General features: G+C 59.2%; 17 protein-coding genes and 1 tRNA gene. 8 read left to right on the top strand and 10 right to left on the bottom strand.

The features are described from left to right. Nucleotides 1-51: 51 nt before the first annotated feature. The 6 genes from ACR0AG_RS12260 (at nucleotide 52) to ACR0AG_RS12235 (ending at nucleotide 8273) form a co-directional block, all read left to right on the top strand. Nucleotides 52-1458 (top strand): hypothetical protein, encoded by a 1407-nt coding sequence (locus tag ACR0AG_RS12260; protein WP_480839211.1) that lies wholly within the window; start codon nucleotides 52-54, stop codon nucleotides 1456-1458. Next, nucleotides 1458-2249, top strand: coding sequence for a hypothetical protein (locus ACR0AG_RS12255; protein ID WP_480839209.1), 792 nt, complete (start codon nucleotides 1458-1460; stop codon nucleotides 2247-2249). Before ACR0AG_RS12260 ends, ACR0AG_RS12255 begins: the two co-directional genes overlap by 1 nt. Continuing rightward, the gene (locus tag ACR0AG_RS12250) at nucleotides 2239-4608 is read left to right on the top strand and encodes a sulfatase-like hydrolase/transferase (RefSeq protein ID WP_480839207.1); all 2370 of its coding nucleotides are present in this window, start codon (nucleotides 2239-2241) and stop codon (nucleotides 4606-4608) included. Before ACR0AG_RS12255 ends, ACR0AG_RS12250 begins: the two co-directional genes overlap by 11 nt. Continuing rightward, nucleotides 4601-5602, top strand: a complete 1002-nt coding sequence (locus ACR0AG_RS12245; RefSeq protein ID WP_480839205.1) for a glycosyltransferase family 2 protein — start codon at nucleotides 4601-4603, stop codon at nucleotides 5600-5602. Before ACR0AG_RS12250 ends, ACR0AG_RS12245 begins: the two co-directional genes overlap by 8 nt. 169 nt (nucleotides 5603-5771) lie before the next feature. Continuing rightward, nucleotides 5772-6416, top strand: a complete 645-nt coding sequence (locus tag ACR0AG_RS12240) for a GNAT family N-acetyltransferase (protein ID WP_480839203.1) — start codon at nucleotides 5772-5774, stop codon at nucleotides 6414-6416. 78 nt (nucleotides 6417-6494) lie between these two features. Continuing rightward, nucleotides 6495-8273 carry an adenylate/guanylate cyclase domain-containing protein gene (locus tag ACR0AG_RS12235; RefSeq protein ID WP_480839201.1) on the top strand — a complete coding sequence of 593 codons (1779 nt, stop codon included), beginning with the start codon at nucleotides 6495-6497 and terminating at the stop codon, nucleotides 8271-8273. Nucleotides 8274-8326: 53 nt separating this feature from the next. On the opposite strand, the gene ACR0AG_RS12230 is transcribed toward ACR0AG_RS12235, so the two are convergent. From ACR0AG_RS12230 to ACR0AG_RS12215, 4 genes are all read right to left on the bottom strand, one after another. Then, the gene (locus ACR0AG_RS12230) at nucleotides 8327-9256 is read right to left on the bottom strand and encodes a hypothetical protein (protein WP_480839199.1); all 930 of its coding nucleotides are present in this window, start codon (nucleotides 9254-9256) and stop codon (nucleotides 8327-8329) included. Between the two features lie 149 nt (nucleotides 9257-9405). Next, complete coding sequence (locus tag ACR0AG_RS12225) at nucleotides 9406-10701, bottom strand: gluzincin family metallopeptidase (protein ID WP_480839197.1); 1296 nt, start codon at nucleotides 10699-10701, stop codon at nucleotides 9406-9408. Between the two features lie 44 nt (nucleotides 10702-10745). Further along, a complete protein-coding gene (locus ACR0AG_RS12220) occupies nucleotides 10746-12068 on the bottom strand; it encodes a TfuA-like protein (RefSeq protein ID WP_480839195.1) in 1323 nt (440 codons plus the stop codon). Beyond that, entirely contained in the window at nucleotides 12068-13270 is a 1203-nt protein-coding gene (locus ACR0AG_RS12215) for a YcaO-like family protein (RefSeq protein WP_480839193.1), read from the bottom strand. The genes ACR0AG_RS12220 and ACR0AG_RS12215 overlap by 1 nt, the downstream gene beginning before the upstream one ends. A 209-nt stretch (nucleotides 13271-13479) precedes the next feature. On the opposite strand from ACR0AG_RS12215, the gene ACR0AG_RS12210 reads away from it, so the two are divergent. After that, nucleotides 13480-13555, top strand: a tRNA-Thr gene (locus tag ACR0AG_RS12210). A 111-nt stretch (nucleotides 13556-13666) separates the two neighbouring features. Further along, the gene (locus tag ACR0AG_RS12205) at nucleotides 13667-14614 is read left to right on the top strand and encodes a hypothetical protein (protein WP_480839191.1); all 948 of its coding nucleotides are present in this window, start codon (nucleotides 13667-13669) and stop codon (nucleotides 14612-14614) included. A 15-nt stretch (nucleotides 14615-14629) separates the two neighbouring features. Here ACR0AG_RS12205 and ACR0AG_RS12200 read toward each other — a convergent pair whose 3' ends face one another. The 6 genes from ACR0AG_RS12200 to napF are packed head-to-tail and all read right to left on the bottom strand — an operon-like array spanning nucleotide 14630 to nucleotide 19366. Then, a complete protein-coding gene (locus ACR0AG_RS12200) occupies nucleotides 14630-14887 on the bottom strand; it encodes a hypothetical protein (protein WP_170793838.1) in 258 nt (85 codons plus the stop codon). Nucleotides 14888-14899: 12 nt separating this feature from the next. After that, a complete protein-coding gene (locus tag ACR0AG_RS12195; protein ID WP_480839189.1) occupies nucleotides 14900-15598 on the bottom strand; it encodes a NapC/NirT family cytochrome c in 699 nt (232 codons plus the stop codon). Nucleotides 15599-15621: 23 nt separating this feature from the next. Continuing rightward, nucleotides 15622-16050 (bottom strand): nitrate reductase cytochrome c-type subunit, encoded by a 429-nt coding sequence (locus ACR0AG_RS12190; protein WP_480839187.1) that lies wholly within the window; start codon nucleotides 16048-16050, stop codon nucleotides 15622-15624. A gap of 24 nt (nucleotides 16051-16074) precedes the next feature. Further along, nucleotides 16075-18567 carry a nitrate reductase catalytic subunit NapA gene (gene napA, locus ACR0AG_RS12185; RefSeq protein WP_480839185.1) on the bottom strand — a complete coding sequence of 831 codons (2493 nt, stop codon included), beginning with the start codon at nucleotides 18565-18567 and terminating at the stop codon, nucleotides 16075-16077. After that, complete coding sequence (locus tag ACR0AG_RS12180; RefSeq protein WP_480839183.1) at nucleotides 18564-18857, bottom strand: chaperone NapD; 294 nt, start codon at nucleotides 18855-18857, stop codon at nucleotides 18564-18566. Before ACR0AG_RS12180 ends, napA begins: the two co-directional genes overlap by 4 nt. Next, complete coding sequence (gene napF / locus ACR0AG_RS12175) at nucleotides 18854-19366, bottom strand: ferredoxin-type protein NapF (protein ID WP_480839181.1); 513 nt, start codon at nucleotides 19364-19366, stop codon at nucleotides 18854-18856. The genes ACR0AG_RS12180 and napF overlap by 4 nt, the downstream gene beginning before the upstream one ends. Between the last annotated feature and the right edge of the window lie 5 nt (nucleotides 19367-19371).

Raw genomic sequence — 19371 nt, 5'->3', positions numbered from 1 at the left:
GGTTCCAATTCTGGTCTATAGTCACGACGGTAAGAGAACAAAGGACAGGTAATGTCTTCTGAGGAAAGGGAAATCTGGCGCGATGATGCGGGTAATGTGTTGTTGCGGGCTCGCAACGGCGATGTCATCCGTTATGACGACAGCGGGTTGATCCTGAAACTCTCGGATGTGGTGGTCGAGGATCTGCGTGCCCGGCTGGCAGGCCAGCCAGCGCCTGCGACCCCCGGGTCAGCTGATTCACTGGATGCGGAGTGTCTGGGTGATGTTGATGCCTGGAACCTGCGCCGGGATGGCGACTGGTACCTGTTCGATGCCAACCTTCCGGGCACAATCGCGCCTCGCGGGTATCGCCGTCCGGTTCGAGGCGGCGACATTATCGCAGAAACGCCCGGTCCGGTTCTGGGGGTGCTAAGCTTGGGCGGTGCCCGGAGGGCCCGGGCCTTGCCGGGCAGGGGCGCATTCCCCTATCACGTGGTCGCGCCAGCCGACGATATCGGCGCGGTAGGGATGTCCGGGGTTGAGGCGGCCGAACAAAACGGCCAAGCCGAACGGCTGCGAGAACAAACTCAGGACGCATTGCTGGCAGCGGAAATCCTGGCCCTGCGTCAGCAGGCCGGGCGTGCGCTGCCGTTGATGGTTGCGCGTTGCGAAAGCGATGAGGCCGCAAGTTTGAAACAATTGGGCGCTGGGCTCGCGTTCAAAAACCTCGTGCAGGCCGCGGAGAACCTTCAGGCCATTGGCCAGAGCCTGGGGAAACGCGCCCGACTTGCCGCGCTCAGCCTGGATTTTACGCTTGAGGATGTTCTGACCCCACCCGAGGACTACATCCAGGACCTGTTAGCTCTCTTGCAAGAGCTGTTTCAGGCGCTTTGGTCGCATGATCTGCCTCCGGTGCCGGTACTGATGGTGTTTGACGCCACAGTCGCCGCATTGCGGGCGCCGCAATGGGAACTGGCGCTGCACCAGACCGATCTGAACCTGCTGTTTTCACTGCCGAGCTATGCGCTGGAACACGACAACAACGCCCGCCTGACGCCCAAAGCGATGCAACGCCGCGCGGCGACCGAGGCAGCAGCGTTGTCCGAGATCGAAGCAGGGCGTGGCTGGCAATGCCCGTTGTTCCTGCTGGCCGAACGCGAAGGGAAAACCAGCATCCGCTTGCGCAGCAACGCGCAGGCACCGCTGGAGATCGACGCCACGGACCCATTCAGGGCCGGGCCGATGCATGGGTTTCGCCTGACCGGGCCACAGGGGCCTGTGGACATCACCGCAGTGCAGGTCGACCCTCATGAACCGCGCGACCTGCTTATTGAAGTGGGTTGCACTTTGCCGACCAACGGCATGCACCTGACTTACGCGTGGGATGGCCCTGGTGCGCTGCGCGATGAGTGGTCGCATCCTTACCAAGCGGACGTGCGCCGTTGGGCGCTGCCCTGCAAGCTGGAGGTCTTTGGCTGATGCTTTATGTTGACCTTGATCTGCCGGTTGGCGCCTTGTTGTCCGACCCGCCACCCGCACCCGAAGCGGCAGGCGGCTACGGCGATTTTGACGGCATCAGCCTGGACGCTGCCGATCTGGAAGGGGCCGACGAGCACCCCGACCAGTGGCCGGATACGCAGGGCGTTCATTTGGCGCGCCCGGCGGGTCCCAATACGGGAAATGCGCGGGTCGGATCGGTCCAAAACAGGCCGATTCTGTGTCTGACGAACGGGGTGAATTGCGGGTTCGCTCTGGAAGACATCATGCTAAACCACGGGGCTTGCAGCATGGCCGTGTTGTTTGCCGCCCCTGCCGAGCCTGCTGGTACATTATTAACGCTGAACCCGTGCGAGGGGCGCAATTACCTGTTTCTCGCTGCGGCAGAAGGGCAGGTGACGCTAAAGTTTCGCGATGGTGGCGACCCGCTGACCTGCCCTGTGCAACCGGGCGCGTCCGCAGCGCCCCGGGGTGATTTCATTCTTGCCTGTGCTGCGATCCGCGGACCGGATATGACGCTTGCAGTGAATAATCTTCTGCCCTTGCAGATGACTGAGACCAGCGGGCTGCAGGCAGGTGCGCATGATCTTTTCATTGGTTGCCGCAGTGACCGGGCAGGCATCATCAAGACGCTGGGCGCTGCGCAGATCGCCCGGGTCTGGCTGTGGCCGGATCGGGACATCTTTGCCGACACCACCCATGCCGCGCTGACCGCTGTCTGGCGCGGGATCGAAACCAATCCTGCTCAGATGAGACCCCGGCATGGGCTTTGATCGCGACAGCGTCCGCCAGGACAATATCTGCGTCATCTGGATCGATGACATGATCGACATCTTTACCTGGCGCAATGCCTTCGGGGTTGAGATCCAAACCCCCAATATTGATCGGCTCATGGCGCGTGGCGCGCAGTTTCGCAATGCCTATGCAACCGTGCCGCTCTGCGCGCCGTGCCGAGCGGAATTGGCGACCGGGCTCTCTCCGTTTCGCACTGGGTTGGTGGACCTCAACCGGCTGTGGCGCGACGTGCTGCCGCCGACAGCCGCCTGGCAATATGATCTGCGCCGCGCAGGGTTCGAGACATTCACCACCGGCAAGACCGACGGCAATTACAAGCCGATGCCCGAGGATTACAAGCGGCTTCTGTTCCATCATGATATCGAAGCCCGGGACAAGGGTGGGCGCAAAGGTGTGCATGATTATCTGGGCAAGGGTCCGGGTGTGGCAGGGGTCAATCATCCTGACGACGATGGATCGCAGGATGACAGGTTCTATGATTTCTGGGTGGCCCAAAACGCAATTGACCACCTGCAACGGATCGACCCCAGCCGGCGCCATCTGATCCAGCTTGGATTCAAGCACCCGCATTACAACCTTGTCACGCCTGATCGGTTTTATCAGATGTATGATGTGTCGCGGATTACTTGGCCAGAGATCGCCGCGCCAGAGGATTACCACGGCCCGCAACCCGGCATGGCGGTTTATGAGCTGGCCTATATCGTCAATGGCAACTGGACCCCGGAAAAGGCCGGGGATGAGGCCTGGCGTCAGGTGGTTCGCGCCTATTTCGCCGCTTGCTCTCACGTAGATTACGAAATCGGCCGTTTTCTGGACGCGCTCGAAGCATCGCCCATCGGCGGTTCGACCACTGTGCTGCTGCTGTCGGATAACGGGTTCAACCTTGGCAATCACGACAGTTTCCACAAGATGAGTCAGTGGGACAGCGCTGCCCATGTACCGCTGGGCATCTGGTCGGCGCGGATGGAAGAGGATGAGCAGCAGGGCCCGGACATCGCACTGCCTGTTTCGTTGCATAACTTGCCCAAGACGATCATGGACCTGGCCGGGTTGCCCTATCGGCCCAACTGGGTTTCGGGGCAAAGCCTGTTGCCGTTGATCGATCCCAGCTTTGGTGAATTTGATGACAGCAAATCGCCGGTCACTTGCGTCTTCGGAACGCTCAGCGTACGCCCTTCGGTTGCAGGGCTGAGCCAGTATCGCTACTTCCGCTATCCGAATGGCGAAGAGCAGGTTTACGACGTCGTCGCTGACCCTGGTGAAACAACCAATCTGGCGCAGACTGCGCCTCTGGAGGAGCTGCGCGCGGAACTGGTCCGCGGTGCGCTGGATCTGGGTCTGGACCTGCGCGGGTTCGAAAACCCGGCCGATGGGGTCAATGCGATGATGGCAGTGGATGGCACCGTGGTGATGGCGGGCGGCAAGGGCAACAACGACTACTGGGCCTACGGTGCAGACGCAGAGAAGATCCGCGAGGACAAAGACGGCGGCACCGATACTCTGTGGTATATGGCAGGCCCAGACGATCACGTTTTGCATGCGCCCGCCAACGTTGAGAAAATCCGCATTGCCACGGTGGTGTCCCGCAACGAGGTGGCGGCCCCCGATGGCAGCCGCCCGGGCAAGCGGCTGCGTATCGTGGCCCATCCCGAAAGCCCCATCGAATTCGAAACCTCGGAACGGGTGACCATCGAAGTGCAGGGCTCGTTAGGCGACGACATCATGATCGGCCCCAAATACTCGGGGGCAGAATTTCACGGCGGCGCGGGGAATGACAGGCTGATTGCCCGCTCGAAACGAGGCAAGGACCGTAACCGGTTCTTTGGCGGCGCGGGTCATGACGTGCTGGTGGGCGGGCGCGGCTCGGATTATCTGGACGGTGGCACCGGCGATGACGAAATCCATGGCAACGCGGGCAACAACACGCTGATCGGTGGCCACGGCAACGATGTGATCATCGATGGTCCGGGAAATTCGCAGATCGACACAGGCCCGGGGAAAAATCGGGTAACCTCGGGCGGCGGTGACGACGTCATCACCGTGGGCACCGGAGACAACGTCCTGACCGGTGGGCCGGGCAACACCTGCTACCGCATCGCATATGGCGGGGTGACCCGGATCACCGACTGGCATCCGGGGGTGAGCATCGACGTTTCGGCCTGGCCTCGCCCACCCGCAATCCGGCTACGCGACGGGGATATCGTCATCTCGCTCGGGGGCAGCTTTGTGATACTGGAAGGGATTGCGGATATGGATGCAGTCCGGACCACGTTGACCTCCCCTCCCGACCCATCCAAACCTGCGCAAGACGGTGATCGGAGCATACAAGATGGCTAAGAAACCGCGCTATCTGATCGTCACACCCATGAAAAATGAGGGGCCCTATATCCTCGACTGGGTGGCGCATCACATGTCGATCGGGATCGAACATTTCATTGTGGTCACCAATGACTGTGATGATGGCACGGATCGTATCCTCGACCGGCTGGCAGAGCTGGGCCATGTTACCCACGTTCCAAACCCCAAGATGTTGCGGCGCAATCAGGGCAACTGGCATGTTATGGCCTTGCGGTATGCGCATCTGTTCAACATATACCGTGACGCCGAATGGGCGCTGTATTCGGATGTCGATGAGTATCTGCAGATCAACCTGCCCACGCCCACGCTGGACGCTTTTTTGGATCAAGTGGGACACAGTGATGTGGTCTCGTTCACCTCGATCCCCTATAACAGCAACGGGCAAAAGACGCTGGTCGACACACCGGTTCCCAGCCAATTCACCCAGCGCAACAGGCCCTATTCCGAGATGATCAGAACCGGTGCTTCTGCATTGACCGCTTGTAAGTCCATGCATCGAAACAGTGTGCCGTTCCGCATGCGCCGCAATCATCGCCCGGTGATGGAAAACTTTTCAAAGACCGATTACATCTGGCGCGATGGCTCGGGCCATGAATTGGGCGCCGATTTCACGGACACAAGAAGCAAGGCGCTGGATTCACTGGCGACTGTGACCCTGGCCCAGCTGAACCACTATGCCATTCGCAGCGCCGAAGCCTTTCTGATCAAGGCTGAACGAGGCGATGCAGTCATTGCGGCTCGACTTGAGCAAGCTCGAAAATACTGGGACAACTACAACACAGCCGGTGACGACGACGACCGGTATGTCGAACTTTCCCCCGCTGCTCAGGATATCCGTAATAGATTTGCCGACGATGCCGAGTTGGCAGAGTGGCATGCGGTGGCATGTGCCAGCCATCGCGAAAAAGTGGCCCGCATATTAGACACTGAAGAAGGGCGGCAATTGGCGGAACAGATCGGGTATTTTGACTGAGTCGAAATTGAACACCGCGATGGATAGCTTTGGCTTCTTGCCCTCACGCTCATCCGCCATGGGCGACAACTTGCTTGTTTTTGAGCGGCAATTACCCGTTTCTGGTTCGACCTTCTTTTGTGCTATGATCTCCGGACGAGTTTGATGACTATTTGTTTGGAGGACTATTTTGTCCGATACGCCAAAGAACCAATTTGCTTTAAGACCATTGGAAAAAGAGGATCTTGCAACAATCGCCACGTGGTTCCGCGACATTGATGATCTTGCGCTTTTTGACCGCAAATCCCGTATCCCGCTGAACAATTTGCAGACCGAAGAGATCTGGAATGATGCCGTTTGCCAATCCCGGGATGAGGGGAAGTGCTGGTTTGTGGTTGAAACGCAAGCCGGTCAATCGGTGGGCCTGGCCGGGTTGGACGGGATCTCCAGCATCAACCGGGACGCGGTGATCCCGCTTTTCGTGGACAAGTCGGTCCGGCGGCACGGCGTTGGCATACGAACGGCGGCGCTGATGCTGGATCTTGCGTTTCGTCAGCTTGGGTTGAACCGGGTGACGTCGTTCTACCGGTCGGACAACTGCAGCACTCGGGATCTGGTGGCGCGGCTGGGGTTCTGTGTCGAAGGCACCATGCGGCAGGCCTGGTTTGCAGATGGACAGTTCCGCGACATGGCTGTTGTCGGGGTTCTCAAGGATGATTGGTTTGAACGGCGAGAAGCTCTGATCTCGGAATTGAGCGGGGGCACAACGGTCTCGCTCAGCCCGGGGCATTCCCCCTTGTGGACATGGCCGCCAAGCCCTGTTCCATCTGCATGACCTTTAAATTGTTGCACGCCGGTCCGGGCAAAACCTGATATACCAAAGCGGACGGATTCGGCGCGAATTATGAACTGAGTGTCTCCATTGAAAAGTACCCGTTCGGATTTAACACCTAAACAAAAGCTGGGCGCCGTCCTGTTTGCCGATGTTGTCGGATATTCGCGCCTGATGAGCGAGAATGAAATTGATACGTATAATGCGTTGAAATCCTTGCTGGCTCAGCTTGAACAAATTTGCACCAAATATGGTGGCGAGATAATCGAGGTGCGCGGGGACGGGGTTCTGGCCCTGTTTGAGACCGCAACCAGCGCTGTTGAGTTTTCCGTCGAACTGCATCGCATCGCCGCATCACATAATCAGGGCCGGGACGCAGCTCAGCAGATCAAGTTTCGCGCCGGCGTTCACCTGGGCGAGGTGCTGATCGATGACCGCGGCATTCACGGTGACAACGTGAACATTGCCGCGCGGCTGCAGGAAATCGCCGAGCCCGAGCGTGTCTATGTCAGCTCGGCGGTCTATGAACAGATCCGCAATCGGCTGCGTTATGGGTACGAGTTTTTGGGTCCTAAGCAGCTGAAAAACATCCTGTCCCCGGTGGCAACCTATTGCGTGCGCAGCGAGGTCGAAGGCGCCACAATGGCCGCCGCTTTGCGCCCTGACATGCAGCTTGAGGTGATGGAACGTCCCGATATTCCGTCGGTGGCTGTATTGCCGTTCTCCAGCCCCGGTGGTGATGAGAATGACAATTGGATCGCCGAAGGGTTGACCGATGACATCATTCTGAACCTGTCGAAGTTTCGGAACCTGTTCATCATTGCGCGCAACTCGACCTTTTTTCTGAACGCCGAGACGATTTCCCCGGCTGAAGCGGCCCGGCGGTTGAACGTGCGCTATATTGCGCGGGGGAACATCCGCAGGTCGCGAACCCGTATTCGGATCACGGCCGAGCTGATTGATGCCAACAGCGAGCGTACCATCTGGGGTGAACGCTTTGACCGGGATATCGATGACATATTCGATATTCTGGATGAGGTCACCGAGTGCATCGTTGCCGCCACCGCTGTGATGATCGAGTCGCATGAAAAGCAGCGCATGGCGCAATATACGCCGTCTGATCTGCAGGCCTATGGATCGGTTCTGCAGGGCCAGCATCATATTTTCAAATACACGCGCAACGACAACCGGATGGCGCAGAATTGCTATGAATCCGCGTTGCAGCGCGACGAAGGGTATGCGCGCGCGGCGGCTGCATTGTCCCGAACGTTGAACATCGACTGGCGGTATTCGTGGACCGAAGACCCCGCCAGCGCCCTGGATCAGGCACTGTCTTATGCGCAGCGCGCGGTCGAGCTGGACCCGACCGATGCGCGCGGGTTCGGTGAGCTGGGATATGTTCAGCTTTATCGGAAAGAGCACGATACCGCCCTGGAATCCTATAAGCGCGCGTTGGCGTTGAACCCAAATGACGCGGATATGCATTCGGACTACGCGGATGCTCTGGCGCATTCGGGTGACAACGAAACCGCGATCAAGCATCTGAAACAGGCCATGCGCCTAAACCCCTATTTCCCCGATCAGTACCTGTGGCATCTGGGCGGCGCCTATTACAACCTCAAGCGCTACGACGATGTGATCGAGGCCGTGAACAAGATGAACAACCCGACCGAGGGGCAGAGAATGCTGGCCGCCAGCCATGCCCAGTTGGGCAACATGGATCTGGCGCGGCAGATCGCCGACAAGCACCGCGTGGCGCATCCGAATTTCTCATTGTCCAGATGGGCCAAGGTCTTGCCCGACCGGCTAGAGGATGACACACAACACTTTGTCGAAGGCCTGAGAAAAGCGGGATTCTGACACAAAAAAGGGCGCGTCCAGCACGCGCCCTTCGATCGTTTCCGAGATTAGGTTTATTCGCCGCGTGCTTTCGCGCCCGAAACCTTGGCCCCGCTCACCTTCGCTCCGCTGACTTTTGCGCCACTGACCTTCGCGCCTGAAACCTTGGCCCCGCTGACTTTCGCGCCGCTGACTTTGGCACCGGCCATGACGGGTGCGTCATATTCGAAATAGACATCCAGCAGGACGTCTTCGATCTGGCCTGCCGAAATGTCCAGCCGCAGCGTGTAATCGGCCTGATCATAGGTCCAGACGCGAATGTCGTTGGCCATCTGATAGTCGGCCGCCGCAACACCCGAGACAGATGGGTCAAGCGGTGCGCGCGAGGATTGCGCAGAAGTATCCGCTGCGCCCACCTCATCGGTCTGCAGTTTCAAACCATGGGGCAGGTTGCCACCTGTGGCGCTTTTTCCTTCGCCATGAACCAGGAACACGGTCGGTTCGGGCAGTTCGTAGTAGGTGCCGTCATAGGTGAACCCATAGATCCGGGCCAGACGGGCATCGCCGCCGAACTGGTCGCCGATGAAATTGTTCACGCCATTTCCACGGCGGCGCGAATCCTGTTCTTCGAACAGTTGAAGCCGATGGCTGTTGGCCGTCTGTTTCCAGAACGTGTGCTTATACTGACGGCCCTGGGTGATATAGACGAAAGAGTCGAACGGGGCCTTCTTGCGCTTGTCGAACTTGAACGTGTCGTCGCCGTCTTTGACAACTTTGTAGATGCCGGATTTGTCGTTAGCTTCATCGCCCAACTGAACCAGCACACGGTCGCCGCGCTTGACCTTGACGCCGTCAATTTTCTTGAAGCCGGAGGGTAACGCGCTGTTTTCGTCTTCGTCGGTCAGATCACAGACCAGACGCACGGCACGCTGTTGCAGTTTTAGATCGCTTAACTCTCGCCCAAACAATAATACTTCGGAAAAACTGAGTAAGGACTCAGACATATCACTTTCTCCCTATGGGGGGATTTCAGGCGGTTCAATCCGCATCAATCCCATCCTAGCGCTCAGATGGCGCGACCAATTTCACAAATATCACCCCGTGGCCGTAACCTGCCATAAATCAGCAGAAAAACAAAGACTTTTAGCCGGATTTACTCGGGCGTAAGCGTCCGGACCGAGGCGGCGTGGCTGGAGCCGTCAGGCAGGCTCAGCCGGGGCCCCGGTTCAACCAAACCGATCTCGCGCATGCGAAAATTGCCTTCGATGATCTGACGGAATGCGCCGCCGGTTATGTCCTGATCGACCGCAACCAGCGCCCGTTCCACACCGAAATAGCTCAGCATGTCGGCGTCCAGCATGCTCCAGGCATCTGCCAGATAAGACCCAAGGAAATCCCGCGCCTCAACCAGGGCTAGGCGAAACCCTTCGGGGTCGTCCGCATATCGTTCGTCAAACGTGTCCTGCATGATCGCGGTGTAGTCGTCCGAGCCTTCCAGGCGGTCCGACAGATCCTCTTCCTCGCGGGTGATCACGTCATGCACCAGAAGCCGTTCATGATAGATGTCGACCAGAATATCGAACATCGCCCCGGTCAGCGGTTCCGACAAATCATGTTCGCTGGTCCAGCCATGGGCGAAATCCGACAGCACGCGGTCATTGGCCGCCATCCGGATCTGTCCGTTCTTGGACAATTCGGCAAACCGGCTGAGCCGGTTGAAGGTATAGAGGTTCCCGTGTGTGCTTTCCAAAAGCTCTTCAACAACCGAGCCGAAATGCAGCGAGGCCAGCAAGGCAACAAGATCGGCTGCGGATTCGTGAAACCCATAGAACTCACCCGTGCCCTGACCGTCCGAAGGCAGGCCGATGACGCTGTAGATCAGCGCATGACCGATCTCATGCGCGACCACGTCGAAATTCAGGCTGTAAGGGCGATACTCATTCCCGTGTTTCCAGGTGCCGCCGGTTTCCAGAAATCCCCAGCCGATATGCGCATTGTCGAGCGTTGGAAGCAGCGACAGCTCAAGCCGATCGAAATCATCTGCGAAATGCCAAGGAATGGGACGGCCGAAATACCCCTCCCACACGTCCATGGTGAAATGCGCCGAACCAAACAGATGCGCGGCCTCGAACGCGGGATCGTCGGGATCGATATGAATGAAGTTGCCGAATTCATCCGGGACCGCAGGGGATTGGATATAGCCGTCCCAAGGTGGCAGATACATCTCGGGCCCCTCCGGGCCGGGGATCATCGCACCATAAGGGGTGGCTTTGTCGACCGGATTCAACACATACATGCGCGGCCCCGAGGGGCCGGGACCAATGCTGCCCTGCGGCGCCGAGATTTCCACCAGTTCCGGCCGTATGTCCTGCGCAAGGTAAGGTGCTTGCGGATACAGCAGGAACCGTGTTCCGGGCGGTTCGTCCTGATTGGGTTCGGGCCAGCTCATCTGTTGTTCCTTGAATGACTATGCGGCTGCGCGGTTTCGGAGGTTCATTCCGCGGCAGAACTATCCTTTGCGTGGCAATACAAAAACTCGGTTTCGATCAGCTCAATCAACGCGTCGCGCCCGTTCAGCCCAAGCGCGGTTGCATGGGATTCAAGATCATCCGGCACCGTCTGGTCAAGACGCGTTTCAAAATACCAGATCAGCATTCGGATATGTCGGGTCGGATCATCGGACGTGGTGCGGGTTTCCAGAACAAGCGCCTTGTCCGCCGCCCGATCCCGAAACGCGGGGTAGTGCCCCGTCCGCCGCAGCTCATCCAGCAACGCAGCGTCCAGTTGATCGCCACGCTGGGCAATCGCAACCTCGGTCTTGTTCTGATCCGCCAGCCAGGTTTCATATTGCGGCAGGGTCAGGTCGTTGTCTTCAAGCCATTGCAGAAGATCGGCATGGCGCGCCAGCCGCGTTTCTGACCGGTGCAATGTCATCTGACGCATCAGATCATCGCGATCCGGGCTGTGGCCCGAGCGCCGCGCCTCTTCCCGTGCCAAAAGCCTGAGCGCCGCGCTTTCACGCAAACGGGCATAGTGCGCGGGATCAAGCCGCAGCTCGTCCACAAGCCCCCGAAACACGTGCGGCGCAGCGGGTGTTTCTGCATCGACACGCGCACATAACTCGCGCCAGGCCAGCGTGCGTTCGACCCGTACAGGCGAGGTTTGATCCGGGCGAGACGTGCTCAGATCGCGCGCCATGCGTTTCAGCATCTCAATGGCATCATCGCGTTTCGCGTCAACTTTGCCATTTGCCAGCCAGTGTTTGAACGGGTCCGAGGTCTCCCCCTCTAACGTCTCACGGACGATCCTGTCCCAATCCCGTTCGCGGTAATTCAACGCCTTGGCATGGTCGATCAATTTGGCGGCCCGTTCCGGGGCCAGAACGCCCTGATCCCGCGCCGCCGCGACCGTTGCACGGATCGACACCAAGGGCTCGCTCAGCGGCTGGAACCCAAGCTCTGCCGGGCTGTGCAATACTGCAACCTCATCATCATCCTGAATGCGGCCGCTCAGGTAGTCCTCAAACACCCGCCCGACGCCGATCATGCCGAATTGCGCCAGCTCTGCCGCCCTCAGCGCGCCCATGCTGGCGCTGCCATAGACTGGAATACCCTGTTCCATCGCCCACAGGATTTCCTTGTGCCAAACCGAGGGCACACCGTCGAAATAGCCATCGATGATCCCGATCGCGTCGGGTTTGTCTTGGGCTGCGCGATAGACATCGCCTTGCTGTACCGGCGGCAATTGGGTGGCGTCCAGATGATCTGCAACGACCGAGGCGGGCAAGGTGGGACCAACAAAGATGACAACGTTCATCAGCCGGCCTCCGCTGCGTGGCGGGCACGCGCGCCGGGGATAAAGTCCGGGTCATCATGCGGAGCTTCAAGCTCCGGGATCACGGCGCGCGCAACGGCGATATCAAATTCCGGACGTGACAGATCGACAATGACCACTTGCGGTACGCCGACCGCTGATAATTGGGCCAGCAGCAGCTTGAGGTCCTGATCGAAATCGCCAGTGACATGTGTTGGGCAGTTCTGAAAATCATCGGACGGCGCGCAAGTGGCGATCAGGGTCTGCACATAGTCACCGCGCCAGCTGCGCGCATCGTCGGTGAATTCTGCGGGGTCCAGATCGTCGCGCGCGCCCGAGATATAGGTCAGCCGGGTCTGCGCTGCCTCGGTCAGCGCGCGCAACAGCGCTATGGCGCGATCCGGGTGGCAACCATCGCCGATGCCGATATGGCCCAGCGTGCTGCCCGCATCACAGATCGCGCATCGGAAGGCGGCAATGCCGGTATCCGAGGTGGTATTCCAAATGCCCAGATGCAGCCCGGCCCGGGCAATCATTTCCATGGCCTCCTGACACCGCGCGTCATCAACCGACGCCGGATCGATCCGCGTGGTCGGAGAGCGTTGATGCCACAGGGTGGTCGCGTCCCTTTCGATCACCTCGCAGATGGCGTGGCAACTGGCCTCGGTCAGATTGTTGCCCGAAGCCAACCCGTTCGTGGTGCGTGGAAAAGCCCGCTGCGCACCAACGGGTGAGGTCGTGTAGTCCGTATCGACCATCTCATAGGGCACCCAACATGGCTGATCGCTGATCAGATCCTGGCCCTGCACCCACAGCATCGCGCTGTGCGGATCAAACGCGCCGCCTGTCACCCGGGGCAGACGGTCAACCGCAACCACGGTCTGGTCAGCCACCAGATCGGCATGGCTGGACAGCCGCAAAGGCAGCTCGACGCGTTCCGCATGCCAGGATTCAACCGCCTCCATCACGCCCGAGGCCCGCGCAGCACTCAGCGAAAGACCCTTTCCAAGGGACACCGCAACCGAGCGGGAGTTGGGCCGCGTGACCATGACAGTCGGCAATCCCACCCGATCCAGCCCTGTCAGGTTGGCGATCCGTGTGATGCCCATATCCCGCAGAAATGGCGCGACAATGGCCAGCGTTTCTTCCGGTGATCTAAGCCGGTGCGTATCATGCAGATAGGCTTTCTGCGACCTTGATGACATGCGCCCGCCTTTGTATCTCAATAGAAATTCCGACCCCGTTGCAGGGGCGTCAGCGTCCCGAGGGTTGTACCGATCGCCACAAAGATGCGGGAACGGCCCGGGCGGGTCAACAGCCCCGGCGCACCCGAGGTCCACGCAAGACGCCCAAACCCGAACCACGTTTCGCCACTTGCGCGTCTTAGGCCCAGCGGGTAAATGAACCCCGCGCCGCCTCAATAGCTCAGCTGGTAGAGCAGGTCCTTCGTAAGGACAAGGTCGGGGGTTCGAGTCCCTCTTGAGGCACCACCCCCCCCCATGCAAACAGGCAAAATATTTATTATGCATGTGTGAAAAAACTCACTGATGCAGGCCTTCTCCGGTGTAACATGACCTCAAAGTTAACGAGGGGATATGTTCATGGCATTTGATCTGAAGAAAGCGCTGATGGGTGAAAGCGCGAAGGACCGGCTTAAGGCAGTCAAGCGCAAGCTGAAGGACGGGCAAGAGCTGAATTTCGCCCTGCTGCCTGCGGGCAAGGATGGGATACCGATCCTGATCTACTCGAAAACGAAGTTGAATGTCACAAAGGCGGTGCATGGCACGATGCGGCGCGCGGCCGACAATATCTACCTCGAACCGAAACCGGGCGCCAAGCTGACCACGACACAGATCAAAGAACTGAACAAGGGGGCTGCGAAAGCGCAGGCCTCGGGGATCGAATTCTTCTCTAACTCGGCGGATTCGGATCACTATCAGAAGATCCCAAACTTGGGTGAGGATGCGCCCGAGGAAGAGAGCCATTACCAGCCGATACCCGGTTTGGGTCAGGACGATGCAGACGCGCAGGCCTATGCCAAGCGAGAGGATCTGAATCAGCAACCTGGGGCCACACAGCCACCGCCGCGCGCGCAGCCAAGCCAGCCCATCCCGCAAGCCAGCGCTCCGCAAGGGGCCGCGCCCGCTGCGCCGGTTGTCAAGGTCAGCACCCTGTCCGAGGTCGATTTCGGCAAGCTGAAGCAGAACCACAAGATGTCCACCAAACAGGCCAAAGTGCTGCGCAAAGTTGCAGAAATGTCCAAAGAGGCAGGCGATGATCGCGCCTATGCCGCCAAGTGGCCAGGGTTCTGCGAGGCGTTGGATGCACTGATCTTCAACATCAGAAACGTTCACGATCAGATGGACAGCCAGCTATATAAATCGACGCAGTACCACCTGGTTGCTGAGGTTGGGGCGTTGTTGACTTACGCGTTTGAAAAAGGCGCGCTCAGCCCGAGCCATGGCTGGGACAAGGTTCTGCAGTCACTGGACGCAGTTGACGGTGATCTGGCGACGGTCGGGAACTGGATCAGGGACGAGGCAAGCTGAGCTTTTAGCACCTCGCTAAACGGTGGCACCTTTCAGCCGGATGGCGGTGCCCACCGTACCTGCGCACAGGCCAACGACAATCGCGACGATCAGTTCCAGTGTTTCGACATGGGCAAATTGCCAGCCCGCAAAAATCAGTGTCTCCAGCACGCCGACCACGCCCCCCATGAGGGCCCCGAGCCACAGCTTGCGGGTCATCATGCCCAACGCAACACCGAGAATGCCGGGAAGGCCAAGGACGTTTCCGCCAATAGTTCCAAGTAAATCCAGCATGGTACCCTCGTCCTAGTCGGTGCGCGTTTTCAGGAAGGCGCGAATGTCATCGCCGGCGGCGGCATGCTTTTGCAAGGGCTCGCCTGCCTGCGCGCTCAGCGATTCGGTAACCCGCTGGTATTCCTCAAGGTAACCGGGCGGCAAGTTGTGCGCGATGCCCTGATGGCAATCGATGCAGGTCATGTCATTGTCGATGGCGCGCTGATGTTCGGATGCGGCGCGGGCCTCTTGAATGGTGAAGTCCATGTAGTCGAAGTTGTGGCAATTCCGGCATTCGCGACTGTCCGAGGCTTTCATCTTTTTCCAGACCGTCGCTGCCAGATGCAGGCGATGTTCCTCGTATTTCTCGGGCGTTCCTATGGTGCCGACCACCTCGTGATAGATATCCTTGACCGCCATGACCTTGGCCTTGATCTTGTGGTTCCATTCGTGCGGAACGTGACAGTCGGAACAGATCGCGCGCACGCCGGAATGGTTGTTGTAGTGTATCGTCTCGCGATACTCGCCCAGATTGACCTCCATTGTGTGGCACGAGGTACAGAATTCCTCGGTATTGGTCAGCTCCAGTGTCCAGTGAAAGCCGCCCCAGAACAGGATACCGGCCAGAAACCCGGCGATCAGGGTAAAGCCGAAACTCAGAGCGGGCACCGGGCTCCAGAACCAGTCCCAAAGCCGGCGGAGCTTGCCACGGGTGTCTTGGGGATCTGCCATCGCGTGTCCTCCTTTAGTCGGGATCAGTTCTCGTGAGAGGGAACAAAGACGTTTTCGACCAGCGGTGGCGTGTCGGCCTGTGGCACGTGGCACTGGTTGCAGAAGTATCTGGTGCCCGCGATGTGATCCAACTCATTGCCTTCACGGTCCAGATAGTGGGTCATCGACAGGGTCGGGGCATTGCGCTCCCCGGCCTTGGTCCAGTCATGGCAGGACAGGCACTGATTGGTGCGCAGATCGATCTGGTACTGGGTGATCGAGTGCGGAATAAGCGGCGGCTGCTGGCGATAATTGCGCACCATCCGCCCCTCGCGCCCTTCCCATTGCAGGTTCATGTTCACCACACTCGGGGCGTCAGGGGCGGCGCCGCGCAGGTCGCGCAATTCCTGCGCCATGGCGATGCTGCCAAGGGCGATGAGCAGGGCAGCCAATGCGGTCGTGATCCGGTTCATTTTGCGGGCTCCTTTGCTGGCTGATCAGGCGCGTTCCACCTTGCAGGCGCATTTCTTGAAATCGGTCTGTTTCGACAGCGGACAGGTCGCATCGAGCGTCAGTTTGTTGGTCAATTGCCCTTCGTCGAACCAGGGCATGAACACCAATCCACGCGGCATCTTGTTGCGCCCTTTGGTCGAGATCCGGCTGGTAACCTCGCCGCGCCGGGTTTTGACCTTTATTTCCTGGCCGTGCCGCAGTTCGCGGTCGGCGGCATCATCGGGATGCATATAGACAACCGCCAGCGGGAAGGACCGGTGCAGCTCGGGCACGCGGCGCGTCATCGAACCTGAATGCCAGTGCTCAAGAACCCGCCCGGTGCAAAACCAAAGGTCGTATTCATCATCCGGAACCTCTGGCGGGGCCTCATAAGGGGCAAAGATGATCTTGGCCTTATTGTCGGGGAAGCCATAGAACTGCAGCTCTGACCCGGCCTCGACGTAAGGATCGTGGCCTTCGCGGTATCGCCAGCGGGTTTCCTTGCCGTCAACGACCGGCCACCGCAGGCCGCGTTCTTCGTGATACCGTTCGAACGGCGCCAGATCGTGGCCATGGCCGCGCCCGAACTGGGCGTATTCTTCGAACAGACCCTTTTGCACATAGAAGCCAAAGTGGTTGGCATCGTCGTTTGGGTGGCCATGCTGAATTTCACTCAGCGGGAATTGATCGACATTGCCATTGGTGAACAGAACCTCGTACAGAGTCTTCCCGGCCATCTCGGGCGCCGTCGACAGAAAATCAGCGCCCCAGGCTTCTTCGACAGTGAACCGTTTGGAAAACTCCATCAACTGCCACAGGTCCGACTTGGCCTCGCCCGGGGCATGGACCTGCTGCCGCCACATCTGGGTGCGGCGTTCGGCGTTGCCGTAGCAGCCTTCTTTCTCGACCCACATCGCGGTGGGCAGGATCAGATCCGCAGACAGGGCCGTGACCGTCGGGTAGGGGTCTGACACCGTGACAAAGTTGTCGGGGTTGCGATAGCCGGGCCAGCCTTCTTCGTTCATGTTGGGCGCGGCCTGCATGTTGTTGTTGCACTGCACCCAATAGGCGTTCAGCACCCCGTCGTTCAGCATCCGGTTCTGCAGCACCGCGTGAAAGCCCACCTTGTCGGGGATCGTACCTTCGGGCAGTTTCCAGATCTTTTCAGCCTTGGCGCGGTGTTCGGGGTTGGTCACCACGTAATCCGCAGGCAGGCGGTGGGCGAAAGTCCCGACCTCGCGCGCCGTACCGCAGGCCGAGGGCTGACCCGTCAGCGAAAACGGCGAGTTCCCGGGTTCCGAGATCTTACCGACCAGCAAATGCACATTATACATCAGCGAGTTGACCCAGGACCCGCGCGTGTGCTGGTTGAACCCCATGGTCCAAAGGCTCATGACCTTGCGGTTAGGGTCGGCATATTGCTGGGCCAGGCGCTCCAGCTGTTCTTCCGTTACACCCGACAGCTCGGACACATATTTGCGGGTATAGGGTTTGACGGATTCGGCGTATTCCTGAAAGCTGATGGGCGTCAGTTCGCCCGAGTTCGGGTTGGCCGCAGCCGTTTGCAACGGATTGTCATCGCGCAGGCCGTATCCGATATCCGTGGCGGTCTTGGTGATGTTGACGTGTTTGGCCAGGAACTCTTCGTTCACCGCGCCGGTTTCGATGATGTAATTGGCGATGTAGTTCAGGATAGCCAGATCGGTCTGCGGGTTGAACACCATACCATTATCGGCCAGCTCGAATGAGCGGTGCTCGAAGGTCGACAGCACATGCACTTCGCAATCTTCTTTGGTCAGGCGCGTATCGGTCAGGCGCGACCACAAGATCGGGTGCATCTCGGCCATGTTCGAGCCCCACAGCACAAACGTATCCGCCGCCTCAAGGTCGTCATAGCAACCCATGGGCTCGTCCACGCCAAAGCTGCGCATGAAGCCCACAACCGCCGAAGCCATGCAATGCCTCGCATTAGGGTCTATATTGTTGGACCGGAACCCTGCCTTCATCAGCTTTGAGGCCGCATAGCCCTCCCAAACGGTCCATTGTCCGGACCCAAACATGCCGACGCCTTCGGGACCTTTGGCTTTCAGGGTTTCTTTCCACTTTTCGGCCATGATGTCGAAGGCCGCATCCCAGGTGATCGGTTCAAAGTCACCGTCCTTGGCGTATTGGCCATCCCGCATGCGCAGCATCGGCTGGGTCAGTCGGTCCTTGCCGTACATGATCTTGGACAGGAAATAGCCTTTGACACAGTTGAGGCCTCGGTTGACCTCGGCCTGGGGGTCGCCTTGTGTGGCCACCACGCGCCCGTTCTTGGTACCGACCAGAACGGTGCAGCCGGTGCCGCAGAACCGGCAGGGGGCTTTGTCCCACTTGATGTCGGGCGTGCCGATCTGAGCGTTGGCCTGCCCGGTCGCAAGCGGCAGACCCGCCGCGGACGCGGTGGCAGCCGCAGCGGTTGATTTCAAGAATGTCCGGCGGGATTCCGAGATGGTCATGATAAGGGCCTCCGGCTTTGCATCTGGTCAGGCGCGCCCGGTCGCGGGTGCGATTCTGCGGGGTCTTCAAAATGGTGGTAGGTCAGCGAAACCGAGATCACGCCCGGTATCTGGTGCAGATCCATGATCGTTTCCGAGGCCAGTCGCTGTTTTGTATCCTCGACCACGACAACCAAACGGCCGTCATCGGTGGCGGCGTGAACCTCGGCTCCGTCCACGGCATCGATTTTTTGCTGTGTGTCACCGGTCGACTGTGGCGACACATGGATCAGACAGCCGCAGATATTCATGAGGTCACCTCGGACAGATCAGGCTCTATTGCGGCGAATTTCACAGCTTCAACCGGGCAACTGGCGGCGCAGGCACCGCAACCGGTGCAGGCAGCAAGATCCAGAATCGGCATCGCACGTCCCCGGGTTTGCAGCTGGAACCGGATGGCGTTCTGATCACAGGTATCCTGACAGGTGCGGCAGGTCACACCTGTCATCGACAGGCATGTGGGCGCGATCTGCGCGCGCCATGGCCATTCCGCCAATCGGTCCGGCATCAGTGCGCCTGTCGGGCAGGCCTGTGCGCAATCTCCGCAAAAGGTGCAGGCCCCTGTTTCGAATGAGACAACAGGCAGCCCGTCTTCATTCTCTGAAAGGATGCGCTCGGGGCAGGACCGGATGCAATCTCCGCATTTGTTGCAGAGATCAACGAAACTCTGGCCCAGCGCACCAGGCGGATGCATCGCGGCATTTGTGTCGCGCAATGCACGACCAGTTAAAAAGGCTCTTCGGCTGGCTAGCTTGTTCATTCGCT

It is taken from the genome of Ruegeria sp. H6 (assembly GCF_056532975.1).
This window is presented reverse-complemented; position numbering and strand designations above follow the sequence as displayed.

Excerpts from the sequence above, each read along its gene's own strand:
- ACR0AG_RS12220 (WP_480839195.1), bottom strand. The coding sequence starts at position 12,068 with ATGAACGTTGTCATCTTTGTTGGTCCCACCTTGCCCGCCTCGGTCGTT.
- ACR0AG_RS12215 (WP_480839193.1), bottom strand. The coding sequence starts at position 13,270 with ATGTCATCAAGGTCGCAGAAAGCCTATCTGCATGATACGCACCGGCTT.
- ACR0AG_RS12230 (WP_480839199.1), bottom strand. The coding sequence starts at position 9,256 with ATGTCTGAGTCCTTACTCAGTTTTTCCGAAGTATTATTGTTTGGGCGA.
- napA (WP_480839185.1), bottom strand. The coding sequence starts at position 18,567 with ATGACCATCTCGGAATCCCGCCGGACATTCTTGAAATCAACCGCTGCG.
- ACR0AG_RS12245 (WP_480839205.1), top strand. The coding sequence starts at position 4,601 with ATGGCTAAGAAACCGCGCTATCTGATCGTCACACCCATGAAAAATGAG.
- ACR0AG_RS12260 (WP_480839211.1), top strand. The coding sequence starts at position 52 with ATGTCTTCTGAGGAAAGGGAAATCTGGCGCGATGATGCGGGTAATGTG.
- ACR0AG_RS12255 (WP_480839209.1), top strand. The coding sequence starts at position 1,458 with ATGCTTTATGTTGACCTTGATCTGCCGGTTGGCGCCTTGTTGTCCGAC.
- ACR0AG_RS12195 (WP_480839189.1), bottom strand. The coding sequence starts at position 15,598 with ATGGCAGATCCCCAAGACACCCGTGGCAAGCTCCGCCGGCTTTGGGAC.
- ACR0AG_RS12225 (WP_480839197.1), bottom strand. The coding sequence starts at position 10,701 with ATGAGCTGGCCCGAACCCAATCAGGACGAACCGCCCGGAACACGGTTC.
- ACR0AG_RS12190 (WP_480839187.1), bottom strand. The coding sequence starts at position 16,050 with ATGAACCGGATCACGACCGCATTGGCTGCCCTGCTCATCGCCCTTGGC.
- ACR0AG_RS12205 (WP_480839191.1), top strand. The coding sequence starts at position 13,667 with ATGGCATTTGATCTGAAGAAAGCGCTGATGGGTGAAAGCGCGAAGGAC.
- ACR0AG_RS12200 (WP_170793838.1), bottom strand. The coding sequence starts at position 14,887 with ATGCTGGATTTACTTGGAACTATTGGCGGAAACGTCCTTGGCCTTCCC.
- napF (WP_480839181.1), bottom strand. The coding sequence starts at position 19,366 with ATGAACAAGCTAGCCAGCCGAAGAGCCTTTTTAACTGGTCGTGCATTG.
- ACR0AG_RS12180 (WP_480839183.1), bottom strand. The coding sequence starts at position 18,857 with ATGAATATCTGCGGCTGTCTGATCCATGTGTCGCCACAGTCGACCGGT.
- ACR0AG_RS12250 (WP_480839207.1), top strand. The coding sequence starts at position 2,239 with ATGGGCTTTGATCGCGACAGCGTCCGCCAGGACAATATCTGCGTCATC.